The sequence below is a fragment of the Proteus faecis genome, assembly GCF_030286765.1.
In the GTDB taxonomy this organism is placed as follows: domain Bacteria; phylum Pseudomonadota; class Gammaproteobacteria; order Enterobacterales; family Enterobacteriaceae; genus Proteus; species Proteus faecis.
Genome location: NZ_JASVWV010000018.1, coordinates 29,909 through 43,315, shown reverse-complemented (window position 1 = coordinate 43,315; position 13,407 = coordinate 29,909). Strand labels below are relative to the sequence as shown.

Sequence of the window (13,407 nt, the reverse complement as noted above, 5' to 3'; positions counted from 1 at the left end):
CATACTGGAATTACAAGCGGCGGGACTCGTCGTTTCTGCCCATGGAGGCCAGCGTAAATCCGTCACACAGACGGTTGCGGTCTAAGAAGTGGGAAGCCTCGCCCGACAGGGCGGGGAGCAGTCACATGGTTTGGAAGAAACGATTGGTTTCTTTATTGGAAGGTTCGTAGTCCGCTGCCATGGTGAATATCTCTTTCACCCGTAAATATACTCGCCTCTCACTAGCGCGAATATCCCGGATTCGTTCGAGCATCTCATCAAAGTAATCTAGCACGACTGATTGACCGATAGGCGGGTTCTTCAGACGCTCATCATCCATCACAAACCCTTTGACCAGATACTGCTCCAGAGTTTGCGTTGCCCACTGACGAAACTGTGTACCACGAACAGAACGGACACGGTAGCCAATCGCGAGGATCATTGAGAGGTTGTAATGCAGCGTGTTGCGATTAACCTGCCGATTACCTTCTTGTCGAACTTGTAAGAAAGACTTACAAGTTGAATTTTGTACAAGCTCACCCTCTTCGTAAACAGCTTTAACATGTTGAGTTATTGCCTGAGGTGTTACCTGATAAAAATTGGCAATTTCAGCCTGAAATAACCACAGCGTATCCGACTCAAAACGGCATTCGACGCGAGTGTCTGTCCATCTTCACTTCGAAACAAAACAAATTCGCCCTGTGATGCTTTAGGAAGATTATCGCTTATCAAACTGCCTCCGATCTGTGCGCTATAAATAAACAATGAATAACAATATATCATGTTTAATAAAAAGATAAGGACATCTGTAAATAGTAAGAAACCACATTATTTTATGAAATAACAATATGCTACATATCTTAAGATTAGCTGTAATTAAATTGGAGTAGATAGCAATGAGTGGGATCACTGGAGTCGAATTTAATGGATAATGGTATTAAATGAGTTTACTGAGTTGGATAAATAGCAGTGCCCCCATTAATGCCTATCCTTATTTAAGGATAGTGCTGAATTGATTAATTGAACTCACAACACCAAGCGGACGCGAACAATGAAATAAAACACACAATTAAGATAATTACTAACTCAGCACTAACTTCATGATTTATAAAAAATAAAATTAACCTCACATATAACGATTAACTTTATAAATTTATTATTGTGTTAGCAAACCACCAGCACAATAATAAACAGAAAGTGTTATTTAGAGCCACTCACAGACATCTTGGCAAGCTCTGGGTTCATTGGCTCAAAAATACTGAGTGGTAATTGGACTTTACGACCGTTTTTATCTTCAACGACCTTAATCACTTTAAACTCTCCGATATCGTTACACAGTACTTCTAAAGATGCTGTAATTGAACGGTTAGCCCCCATATCACCAAAAGGTTCAACTTCAAGCACTTCATTGCCGATAACACTTCCTTTTTTATCTTTCATCTGCAAAGTCATTTCTAAAGCGCCAAATCCTGCATTATCGAGTGACATATGGCTGCCGCCATTATCTAATGAGAATTCATAACTACAATAACCTTGGTTAAGAAAACTTTCTTTAGTGTGAGTAATACTGGCATACCTATCTTCTGTTGCTGATGCAGACATACTTACTGATAACAATCCCAAGATGAGACACCCCGTTATTTTCTTCACTATTCACTCCCTATTTTGTTATAAAACCGATGAACTTTATAATAGACGATTTATTAATTCACTTTTACTCCACTTTGCCCTCTATCGATTTCTTTCCATTTAGGGCAATTTAAGCCAGAAAATCTTTAAGGAAAGATGTCCTTTCAAAGGTATTATCCGTATTGAGTTCTTGATTCACCTACTCTTTTTTTCTATTTCTCTGAGATCACCACCAGCAGTGAGTATCTTCTTTGCTTGGTTTCGCAGATCACTCGCTTCAGCAAGTACCACTAAAACAAGTGTAGGTTGAGTCGGGTTGACATCAGAAGAGCATAAATTAGCTTACCAACTGATATTTAAGGAATTATTTGATTTTTGTGGAGGTGCATTGAACTTGAGTGGCGGAAGATCACAGGAGTCGAACCTGCCAAGGACCGCTGGCGGCCCCATCTGGATTTGAAGTCCAGCCGCCCCACCGGGGACGATGATCTTCCATTTTTAAATATGGTCAAAAGGAAATAACGGAATGATTATACGCTGAATTATTTTTAATCCCAAGTGCATCAAATCAATAAAACCTCTTTCAAATAAAATAATCCCGTTTTTGAGTAAAACTTCGGATAATTACCGCGATACTATTGAACTTATACAGTTTCATCCTCATCTTACTATCTATAACGAATAAACTCAGTGGTGTATTTTACGTCACTGCAAACCCAAATACAGGATGTTTTTTATGTCAAATCCATTACTTAGCACAACGGGATTGCCTGCATTTTCCCTTATCAAACCAGAACATGTTGTTCCTGCACTAAAAGAAGTTTTAACTACCTATCGCCAAACCGTCGAAAAATTACTGGCTGATAACACGCAATTTACCTGGGATAACCTTTGCCAACCCTTAGCAGAAGCTGGCGATAAACTTTCTCGTGTTTGGTCCCCCGTTAGCCATTTAAATTCTGTTAAAAACTGTGCTGAACTACGTGAAGCGTATGAGAAAAGTTTACCGTTGCTATCTGAATTCAGTACATGGATGGGACAGCATGAAGGCTTATATCAAGCTTATAAATCAATTAAAGAAAGTGCTGATTTTAATGCGTTAACTCAATCACAGAAAAAAGCGATTGAAAACGCATTACGTGACTTTGAATTATCAGGTATCGGTTTACCTAAAGAGAAACAACAGCGTTTTGGTGAAATTAGCGCGCGTATGTCTGAGTTAAGCGCTAAATATGGAAATAACGTATTAGATGCAACGATGGGTTGGTCTAAATTAATTACTGATGTAGAAGATTTATCAGGTATGCCTCAAAGTGCTATTGATGCCGCAAAAGCTATCGCACAAGCAAAAGAACAAGACGGCTATCTGTTAACACTTGATATGCCTAGCTATCTCCCTGTGATGACCTATGCGGATAATCGTGAACTAAGAAAAGAGATGAGTATCGCTTATAGCACGCGTGCATCAGATCAAGGTCCAAATGCAGGCCAGTGGGATAACAGTGAAATAATGGCGGAAATCCTCGCATTACGTCACGAACTCGCCCAACTACTTGGTTTTAAAAATTACGCTGAAAAATCACTTGCCACTAAAATGGCGGAGTCTCCAAAACAAGTCCTTGATTTTTTAACTGATTTAGCACAACGCGCTCACCCACAAGGTAAAGAAGAGTTGGCTGAGTTAACTCAATTTGCAAAAGAGCACTATGGTGTTGATAAATTAGAGTCTTGGGATCTGGCTTATTACAGCGAAAAACAGAAACAACACCTGTTCTCAATCGATGATGAGCAATTACGCCCTTACTTCCCTGAACAGCGTGCTTTAAGTGGTTTATTTGAAGTTGTTCATCGTATCTATGGTTTAACAGCCAAAGAACGTAACGACATCGACACTTGGCATGATGATGTCCGTTTCTTTGAGCTTTATGATGAAAGTAACACTTTACGTGGTAGTTTCTATCTTGATTTATATGCTCGCGAACACAAACGTGGTGGCGCTTGGATGGATGATTGCATAGGAAGAATGCGTCATGCTGATGGCAAGCTACAAAACCCCGTTGCTTATCTCACCTGTAACTTCAATAAGCCGGTAGGCGATAAACCAGCACTCTTTACTCATAATGAAGTCACCACACTGTTCCATGAGTTTGGGCATGGCTTGCATCATATGTTAACGCAAATTGATACTGCTGATGTTGCCGGTATTAATGGCGTACCTTGGGATGCAGTTGAATTACCAAGCCAATTTATGGAAAACTGGTGTTGGGAGCCAGAAGCATTAGCCTTTATTTCTGGTCATTATGAAACTGGCGAGCCATTACCACAGGCAATGCTTGATAATATGCTTAAAGCAAAAAATTATCAGTCCGCTATGTTTGTATTACGCCAATTAGAATTTGGTTTGTTTGATTTCCGTTTACATGCAGAGTACGACCCAACGAAGGGAGCTCGTATAATGGAAACCTTAAACAGTGTGAAAGAACAAGTTTCTGTTGTTCCTTCAACACGTTGGGCGCGTTTCCCTCATGCCTTTAGCCATATCTTTGCAGGTGGGTATGCAGCCGGTTATTACAGCTATTTATGGGCAGATGTACTGGCAGCTGATGCCTTCTCTCGCTTCTCTGAAGAAGGCATTTTTAACCGCGAAACGGGCCAATCATTCCTTGATAATATTTTAACTCGTGGTGGTTCAGAAGAACCAATGGAGCTATTCAAGCGCTTCCGTGGTCGTGAACCGAAACTTGATGCTATGCTTAAAGGCTACGGCATTAAAGGATGATATGTGAATATCTGTTTACTTTGTGAAGAAGGCGCTGATAACAGCGCCTTATCTGATTTAGCGCAACGTTGGGGACTAGTTCACGACGAAACGCAAATCATGGCTTTAGTATTAACACCGACTCACCTTGAATTACGCAAACAAGATGAACCTAAATTAGGTGGCATCTATGTGGATTTCGTAGAAGGCACAATGGCACATCGTCGTAAATTTGGTGGAGGTCGAGGTGAGGCGGTAGCAAAAGCGGTTGGGATCAAAAAAGACTATCTACCTGATGTTGTTGATGCGACAGCAGGACTTGGTCGAGATGCATTTGTATTAGCGTCTATTGGTTGCAAAGTCAGAATGGTAGAGCGCCACCCAGTCGTTGCTGCATTACTTGAAGACGGCCTAAAGCGTGCTTATCTTGATGCTGATATTGGTGAATGGATGCAAGAGAGAATGACGTTAATTCATGCCTCTTCAGCCCAAGCACTCACTGAGATCACCCCCCCTCCTGATGTTGTTTATCTTGATCCTATGTATCCACATAAGGCGAAAAGTGCATTAGTAAAAAAAGAGATGCGAGTATTTCAGTCTTTAGTGGGTGCTGATGAAGATGCAGATACGCTATTAGAACCCGCAATGACTTTGGCGAAAAAACGTGTCGTTGTAAAAAGACCCGACTACGCAGAACCATTAAATAATCAGACTGCACATGCCAATGTAACAACCAAAAATCACCGCTTTGATATTTATCCTTGTGTTTAAGGTTATCCTTTTATTATAAAGGGGCTATAAAAGCCCCTTTATTACACCACCACAGCTTTTCTTCTATTTTCTGATTATTGAATACTATACCCACCATCAATAACAAGATTATGACCATTTATCATATCTGAAGCATTACTCGCTAAAAAGACAGCGGCTGCGGCAATCTCTTCTGGTTCTGCAAAGCGTTTAGCTGGAATTTGAGCTTTCATCTTTTCACCTTTCTCTCCTTCCCAAGCCTGCTTTCCTAGATCGGTCATCACAATAGTGGGAGATATTGCATTGATTTGTAAACCTTTAGGTGCCCATTCTAACGCTAACACTTTGGTCATACCGATAACACCCGCTTTAGTAGCACAATAAGCAATATGTTCGGGCAAAGCTATCACACCTGCTTGAGAGGCCAAATTGATAATCTTCCCTTTCCCTTGTTGTAACATATATTGTCCCACTTCTTGGCATAACAAAAATGTCCCCGTTAAATTGACTGATAACGTTTTATTCCAGTCCTCAACAGAAAGTGATCCCGCAGGCGCTAACGCGACAATACCTGCGCAATTCACCAAAATATCAATATGGCCAAATTCTTCAAATACGGAATAAACCGCACGATGTACAGACTCTTCATTTGTGACATCACATTGAATACCAACTGCACTATTTAATTGCTGAGCAACTTGCTCAACTTTCTCGGATCTATCTAATAACGCGACTTTTGCCCCTTTCTGAATAAACATCTTAGCAATAGATAATCCAATTCCAGCGGCTCCACCAGTAATAACAGCGACTTTATTTGGTAGAGTAAAATCGATCTGCATTGCCATAAATTTCTCCTACAAAAATAATCACTTTATAAAGTGCCTCTTTTTTAAGGATAGCAGATGAAAAATTTGAAAAAGATAAGATAGGTAAACGAGGGTAGCAGATTCAAGGGGATCTGACGGGTGTTAAACACCCGTTCAGAATAGATAAAATTTATAGTACGCCTTGAGCCAACATTGCATCCGCGACTTTAACAAAGCCTGCAATGTTCGCGCCTTGAATATAATTAGTCTGCTTACCTTCACCACCGTAGTTCACACAAGCATGGTGAATATCTAACATAATGTGATGTAAGCGAGCATCGACTTTCTCCGCTTTCCAGCTTAAACGTGCTGCATTCTGTGCCATCTCTAAACCAGAGGTTGCAACACCGCCGGCATTAGCCGCTTTACCTGGTGCAAAAAGAACACCTGCTTCAATAAAGGCATCAGTTGCTGCGATTGTTGTTGGCATATTCGCACCTTCAGCAACCGCCTTCACACCATTTTTGATAAGCACTTTAGCTGCTTCTAAATCTAACTCATTTTGTGTTGCACAAGGCAAAGCAATATCAACAGGAACTGCCCAAGGTTGTTGACCTTCAAGATATGTTAAGCCAAATTCTTTTGCATACTCTTCAACACGACCGTAATTATTTTTAATTTCAGTGAATCGAGCGAGTTTTTCAGTCGTAAATCCAGCTTCATCAACCACAGTACCACCTGAATCTGATGCAGTTATTACCTTAGCACCTAATTCTAAACATTTTTCGATAGTGAACTGTGCAACATTACCTGCACCAGAAACCGCCACACGCATTCCCTCAAGAGACATACCATGACGTTTAAGCATTGCATCAGTAAAGTAAACTAAACCGTACCCTGTGGCTTCTGGACGGATTAAACTGCCACCGAATGAAAGGCCTTTGCCTGTAAATACACATTCATTACTATTAGACAGCTTTTTCATCATACCGGCCATAAAACCAACTTCTCGAGCCCCTACACCAATATCACCCGCAGGAACATCAGTATTGGCGCCTAAATGGCGATAAAGTTCAGTCATCAGTGCCTGACAAAAACGCATCACTTCCCCATGACTTTTACCTTTAGGATTAAAATCAGAACCACCTTTGGCTCCCCCCATCGGCAATGTAGTTAATGCATTTTTAAATGTTTGCTCAAAACCTAAGAATTTTAGGATGGAAAGATTGACTGATGGATGAAAACGCATACCACCTTTGTAAGGTCCAATGGCTGAGTTAAATTGGATGCGCCATGCACGGTTAACTTGTACTTGCCCTTTGTCATCTAACCAACAGACGCGAAACTGAATAATTCGTTCAGGCTCAACTAAACGCTCAAGTAATGATTGTTCACGATATTGTGGGTTTTTCTCTAAAAAAGGCCACAAAGTGGTAAAAACTTCACGAACCGCCTGATGATACTCAGGTTGATGAGCGTTATATTTTTCTACCCCTTCTAAAAACGAAGATAATGAGCCAGATATATTCATTCAACTATTCCTTTTTTGTGTAATGTGATGATGACATAACCTCATTTATTCGGAATATTTTTGGGTTTTTGTGAGGTTGATATTGTTTTGCTTCTTGAATATATCATTAAAATGTATTCACACTTCAAGACATTTTTTTCATAATTAGACAAATAAAAAAGGTTGACTCAGTTTAACTGTCGGAAAAATAGGAATTTTAGGCAAAAAAATACCTGCATAAGCAGGCATTTTTTTTGCTTAAACAAGCAATCGATTATTATTCATCATCTTTAAGAGGAACAATTAGCATATCAACATGCACAGTATTAATTAGTTGGCGTGCCGATGACATCAATTTGCTCCAGAAGTCTTGGTGATGACCACAAACGACTAAATCCATATCGTATTTTTTAATCGCATCAACCAGAACTTGACCTAAATCACCGCTACCGCTCAGGGTTTCTTGAATTTCATAACCCGATTTATCAGAAAGGTCTTTTAACGCGTTACGGGTTTCATCAGTAATACGTTGTTGCATATCACCGAGGTTGACATCAATTAGACCGGTATAAAGATCAGAGTAGTTAACATCAACGTGAATTAAGGAAACTTTGGCATTATAGGGTTTTGCCATAGATACAGCTTTCTGTACTAAGACGTTACTCTCAGGGGATAAATCAACTGCCACTAGAATATGCTTATAAGCCATCGTGAACTCCTTCCATAAGCTGATTAATCGGTTGGAAAGGCGGTTAAGCCTAAATCCTATGTATTAAATATAACGTTTTAAGATGAAAGTTAGATGTCGTCTTGATCACAACTTATGTCAAATCATCAAGAAAGCATCTATCGATAAATAACAATATACACCATTTTAGATTAGCACGATGTCATTCACCGACAATATCATCATAATAATGAGAATTGAGTATAAAAAACAACAAAAACACCCTTTTAGAGTTATTTTTTATTTTTTTTTCTGAAAAAGGAAACAACTTGAAAAAGTCACTTTTGTTTATTGCTTAATTTCACCTAAACTTAAATTAGAGAAAAAGTAACCTTTATTGGTAAAGATTTTCTCATCTCAGAATCTATTATTCTAGGGAGGGGATTATGTTTAATGTCATTGTTGTCTTTTGGGCGCTATGTATTCTTTGCCTGATTAATATGATGCGTTATTTTTCATCTATTCGGGTATTACTCACAATACTGCGTCAATCTGATCCTTTGCTATACCAATCAGTGGATGGCAATGGATTTTTTACTATGCATGGACAATTTTCAAAACAGTTACGGCTGATCCGCTATATCAACCAACGCCAATACATCAATCATCATAATCCTGAAGTCATTATGCGTTGCGAACGAATTTATCGGCAATTTTATCTTGTTAGTCGTTTTTGTATTTTGGCTGTCGCAAGTTTAATTGCGATGCTTTTCTGGTAGAGACAAAAACAAAAAACGGTGACTAAAAGTCACCGTTTATAAACAAACTTGGGTAATTTGCTACTATTAGCTATTCACAATAAATGTAAGTGATATCCAATAAAGTAAGCCTGATAAACCAATGCTAACAGGTAATGTTAAGATCCAAGCCAGCGCAATGTTTTTCACTGTCTTAGTTTGAACACCACCACCATCAACAATCATCGTACCTGCAACTGCAGATGACAGAACTTGAGTTGTTGATACAGGCATACCCGTATAACTTGCTACACCAATGGAAACTGCGGCTGTTACCTGAGCAGAAACCCCTTGTGCATAAGTCATACCTTTTTTACCAATTTTCTCACCAATTGTTACTGCAACGCGTTTCCAACCTACCATTGTCCCGATAGAGAGCGCTAATGCCACTGCGATAATGATCCAAATCGGAGCATATTCCACCGTGTTTAGCAGGTCACGACTCAATGTTTTTAAGAACCGTGCATCTTGGGCGCTAGTTTCTGGTAATTTAGCCACTTCTGTTGCGGTATCAGCGATACACATAAGTAATCGACGCATTTGAGCACGCTGGTCTGCTGTTAGCTCGTCATAAGAGCTAATATTTGCAAGCATCTGTTCTGTTTGATTCAGAACAATTGGCGTTCTTGCGCTATTACAGTGAAAATCTGTATCACTAGCATCAGCTTGTGCTGGTACTACTGGTGTATTATCAATAGCATGCTGTAGCGCTGGCTGATGTTTCTCATAATATTGTTGTAAGTGTACAACTGCATCATGAGTTTTGGTGATATCGTATCCGCTCGCACTCATATTGACGACAAAGCCCGCAGGCGCTACGCCAATTAATACCAGCATGATAAGACCGATACCTTTCTGCCCATCATTTGCACCATGAGAGAAACTCACCCCAACTGCTGATAAAATCAGTGCAGTACGGGTCCAAAATGGCGGCTTACGCTTACCATCTTGCTTCTCACGTTCAGCTGGTGTCAGGTGAATACGACGACGTTTTTTCGTACCACTCCAGTAACGGCGCAGTAAGAAAATCATCGCGCCTGCAATAACCAAGCCGATAATTGGAGAAAGAATGAGTGACAGGAAGATACTGATCATTTTAGGTACGTTTAACGCATCAACGATAGACGAATCTGTCACGATAGCATTTGTTAAACCAATACCAATGATAGCACCTATCAGCGTATGTGAACTTGATGCTGGGATACCAAAATACCATGTACCTAAGTTCCAGATAATGGCAGCTAACAGCAACGAGAAGACCATGGCGAGGCCATGAGCTGAGCTCACATTCAGCAGAAGATCTGTCGGTAACAAGTGAACAATAGCATAAGCTACGCTCAATCCACCGAGCAAAACTCCAAGAAAGTTAAATACACCCGCCATCACGACCGCAAATTGCGCACGCATAGCACGAGTATAGATAACTGTTGCTACCGCATTTGCGGTATCATGGAAGCCGTTAATAGCTTCATAAAATAGCACAAATAGCAGTGCTAAAACTAACATTAAACCTGTATGAAATTCTAGGTCAGTAAACAAATGTAGCATAGACGTTAAGCCAGTTAGTTGGACATGAACGCGGCGCATTATCAGCGACAAATGCGAACGGTGGAAGCGAAATTTAACCTTTTTTTGATTTGATAACCAACAAAATCAGAGTCTTTTTAAGATAATTCCTTATATATCATCCAATTAATAAAAATAAAAAAAAAGTAAATTTCTGACAAATTTTTTCCTTGCTAATACGAATTTAGGTGAAAAATACAGATTTCTCCATATAATTTTACAAAAACATGCTGATCTTACGCGAAAATCATTGATTAAGTAGTCAGTAAAAACTAAGAACGAGGCATCATTGTGGGATCATACGATACAGTAATTATAGGTGCAGGTGCCGCGGGGCTTTTTTGTGCATCTTTAGCAGGACAAGCAGGATTATCTGTTTTAGTCCTCGATAATGGCAAAAAAGCAGGCCGTAAAATTCTAATGTCAGGTGGTGGACGCTGTAATTTCACCAATATGTATATCGAACCTTCAGCGTATTTATCAGAGAACCCTCATTTCTGTAAGTCAGCGCTTGCTCGCTATACACAATGGGATTTTATTGAATTAGTGCAAAAACATAACATCGCCTACCATGAAAAAACGTTAGGACAGCTATTTTGTGATGATTCAGCACAACAAATTGTTGATTTATTACTCACTGAATGTCAAAAAGGGAAAGTAAGTGTTCGCTTACGTAGTGAGATTACGCAAATCGAGAAAACAGATGTAGGCTTTACTATTTTTGTTGATGGAAAAACAATCACAACATCTTCAGTCGTTATTGCCAGTGGTGGTCTTTCAATGCCCGGTTTAGGTGCAACTCCTTTTGGCTATAAAGTTGCAGAGCAATTTGGGCTTTCTGTTTTACCAACACGCGCAGGATTAGTTCCTTTTACATTGCATAAACCCCAACTTGAACAATTAAGCCAACTATCTGGCGTAGCTATATCTGCTATTGTGACGGCAAAAAATGGAACGAGTTTTAAAGAAAACATTCTTTTTACGCATCGTGGCCTTTCTGGTCCTGCTATTTTGCAAATCTCTAGTTATTGGCAACCAGGTGAGTATGTAAGTATTAACTTACTTCCAAATATTGATCTTGAAAACCTTCTACAAGAAAAACGTCAAGAACATCCGAATCAATTATTAAAAAATACGCTTTCTCGCTTATTACCAAAGCGGTTTATTGAGATAATGATAGAAAATCAACAGTTACCCGATGTTTCTCTGACTCAACTTAGTAATGAACGTATTACGCAAGTTGCAACATTACTACAAGAATGGCAAGTTCAGCCAAATGGTACTGAGGGGTATCGCACCGCAGAAGTCACACTAGGTGGCGTAGATACTCGTGCCCTTTCCTCTAAAACAATGGAAGCCACGAAAGTCAAAGGACTCTATTTTATTGGAGAAGTCGTTGATGTGACGGGTTGGTTAGGTGGATATAATTTCCAGTGGGCATGGAGCTCAGCTTATGCCTGTGCACAGAGTCTTATTTCAACACCAAAATCGACTTTTGTTGAGTAATAATAAATAAATGTGTAAATAGTAAAGTTATAAATATCGGTTTTGTAATTTTATAAACTTATACGTCATATATAATGAAAACCTGCCATCATCAATCAGTGATGGCTTTTTCTTCTGGTATTTCTCGATAACGACTCAAAATGCCTTATACCCCTTCCTTTTCTCTGGTTTTATGCCATGTTTTCTCTTCTTTTTTCTATAAATGACCCCATAAAGAATGTTGTTAACTATTTGGTTATATTGATATTTTAAAAAATTATTAAAATAAAATAACTCGTTAATCAGTGAGTTAAGACTTTTTTGGCTCTTTTTTCTAATTTGATTAAAAAAAAGACTTTACAAATGATACTGAGAACTATTATCATTAATATCACTTTCAGATGCACCTCCTTCAGGGTCATATGAAAGAACGACATTGCTCACATTGCTTCCAGTGTTTTACTTTAGCCAGCCGGGTGCTGGCTTTTTCTTTTCTAGAACTTATTCGATGTTTTTATTTTCTCTTATTCAAATTATTTGGATCCTCAGGTTAAATTCCTCCGCTTTTTTACTTTGCGCTATTGAGTAAACTGTGTTCAACAACTTCAGAGAAGGAAACACATTATGATTTATCTACGCAAAGCAAATGAAAGAGGACACGCTAATCATGGTTGGCTAGATAGTTGGCATACCTTCTCTTTCGCAAATTATTACGATCGTGATTTTATGGGATTTTCTGCACTACGCGTTATTAATGAAGATCGCGTAATACCCGGTGAAGGTTTCGGTACTCACCCTCATAAAGACATGGAAATTTTAACCTATGTGCTTGAAGGTAATATTGAGCATAAAGACAGCATGGGTAACAAAGAAAATGTTCCCGCAGGTGAGTTTCAAATAATGAGTGCAGGTACAGGTATTACTCACTCAGAATATAATCCAAATAATGATAAAGGACTGCATTTTTACCAAATTTGGATTATGCCAAACACCGTCGGTATCACACCACGTTACGATCAACGCCGTTTTGATACGACAGTAAGCAAGCAGCTTATTTTATCGCCTGATGCTCGTGATGGCTCTTTAAAAGTCTTCCAAGATATGACGTTATGGCGCTGGAACCTTAAAAAAGGTGAAAAAGCACAATATCAAGCCGAAACAGGTCGTCATGTTTGGCTACAAGTTGTGAAAGGCAAGATAGCGATTAATGACATTATTGCGACCACCAGTGATGGAATAGCAATTGCGAATGAGGATATGATCCATTTCGTTGGTGATGAAGATAGTGAAATTTTACTGTTTGATTTACCTCCAGTAACAGCATAGTTGGGTTATCACCCTCTAAAGTCACTTTTTCTCTAATAAACAATTCACTTTATTTTTCTATTCCCTGAAAGCTTCTCGCATTTCAGGGATTTTTTTTATCTAAAAGCTCTCAAATAAAAAAACACCAAAATCAC

At 39.2% G+C, this 13,407-nt stretch carries 10 protein-coding genes, 1 tRNA gene and 2 pseudogenes; 6 read left to right on the top strand and 7 right to left on the bottom strand.

Annotated elements, in window-relative coordinates; translation table 11 throughout:
* A pseudogene (locus tag QSH13_RS16715) lies at positions 1-85 on the top strand (RNA-guided endonuclease InsQ/TnpB family protein); the annotation flags it as partial.
* A gap of 39 nt (positions 86-124) precedes the next feature.
* Here QSH13_RS16715 and rhuM read toward each other — a convergent pair.
* From rhuM to QSH13_RS16700, 3 genes and pseudogenes are all read right to left on the bottom strand, one after another.
* Positions 125-708: pseudogene (rhuM, locus tag QSH13_RS16710) on the bottom strand (RhuM family protein); the annotation flags it as partial.
* A gap of 471 nt (positions 709-1,179) precedes the next feature.
* Positions 1,180-1,629 carry an IrmA family protein gene (locus QSH13_RS16705; protein WP_235376070.1) on the bottom strand — a complete coding sequence of 150 codons (450 nt, stop codon included), beginning with the start codon at positions 1,627-1,629 and terminating at the stop codon, positions 1,180-1,182.
* Between the two features lie 378 nt (positions 1,630-2,007).
* Positions 2,008-2,102 (bottom strand) — tRNA-Sec (locus QSH13_RS16700).
* Between the two features lie 242 nt (positions 2,103-2,344).
* Here QSH13_RS16700 and prlC point away from each other — a divergent pair.
* Positions 2,345-4,387, top strand: a complete 2,043-nt coding sequence (prlC, locus tag QSH13_RS16695) for an oligopeptidase A (RefSeq protein ID WP_286039376.1) — start codon at positions 2,345-2,347, stop codon at positions 4,385-4,387.
* Positions 4,388-4,390: 3 nt separating this feature from the next.
* Positions 4,391-5,137 carry a 16S rRNA (guanine(1516)-N(2))-methyltransferase RsmJ gene (rsmJ, locus tag QSH13_RS16690; RefSeq protein ID WP_109407176.1) on the top strand — a complete coding sequence of 249 codons (747 nt, stop codon included), beginning with the start codon at positions 4,391-4,393 and terminating at the stop codon, positions 5,135-5,137.
* A 74-nt stretch (positions 5,138-5,211) separates the two neighbouring features.
* Here the strand turns inward: rsmJ and QSH13_RS16685 are convergent, their stop codons facing one another.
* The 3 genes from QSH13_RS16685 to uspA form a co-directional block, all read right to left on the bottom strand.
* The gene (locus QSH13_RS16685; protein ID WP_109407177.1) at positions 5,212-5,961 is read right to left on the bottom strand and encodes an SDR family oxidoreductase; all 750 of its coding nucleotides are present in this window, start codon (positions 5,959-5,961) and stop codon (positions 5,212-5,214) included.
* Positions 5,962-6,112: 151 nt separating this feature from the next.
* Complete coding sequence (gene gdhA, locus QSH13_RS16680) at positions 6,113-7,453, bottom strand: NADP-specific glutamate dehydrogenase (protein ID WP_109407178.1); 1,341 nt, start codon at positions 7,451-7,453, stop codon at positions 6,113-6,115.
* 256 nt (positions 7,454-7,709) lie between these two features.
* Entirely contained in the window at positions 7,710-8,141 is a 432-nt protein-coding gene (gene uspA / locus QSH13_RS16675) for a universal stress protein UspA (RefSeq protein ID WP_023583131.1), read from the bottom strand.
* 404 nt (positions 8,142-8,545) lie between these two features.
* Here uspA and uspB point away from each other — a divergent pair, with 404 nt between their 5' ends.
* On the top strand, positions 8,546-8,878 hold the full coding sequence (uspB, locus tag QSH13_RS16670) for a universal stress protein UspB (RefSeq protein WP_006534411.1): 333 nt from the start codon (positions 8,546-8,548) through the stop codon (positions 8,876-8,878).
* Positions 8,879-8,944: 66 nt separating this feature from the next.
* On the opposite strand, the gene pitA is transcribed toward uspB, so the two are convergent.
* Positions 8,945-10,444 carry an inorganic phosphate transporter PitA gene (gene pitA / locus QSH13_RS16665; protein WP_109397749.1) on the bottom strand — a complete coding sequence of 500 codons (1,500 nt, stop codon included), beginning with the start codon at positions 10,442-10,444 and terminating at the stop codon, positions 8,945-8,947.
* 309 nt (positions 10,445-10,753) lie between these two features.
* Between pitA and QSH13_RS16660 the strand changes: the two genes are divergently transcribed.
* Complete coding sequence (locus QSH13_RS16660; RefSeq protein WP_286039377.1) at positions 10,754-11,968, top strand: BaiN/RdsA family NAD(P)/FAD-dependent oxidoreductase; 1,215 nt, start codon at positions 10,754-10,756, stop codon at positions 11,966-11,968.
* Between the two features lie 603 nt (positions 11,969-12,571).
* Positions 12,572-13,273, top strand: a complete 702-nt coding sequence (locus QSH13_RS16655; protein WP_109397751.1) for a pirin family protein — start codon at positions 12,572-12,574, stop codon at positions 13,271-13,273.
* Positions 13,274-13,407 lie beyond the last annotated feature (134 nt).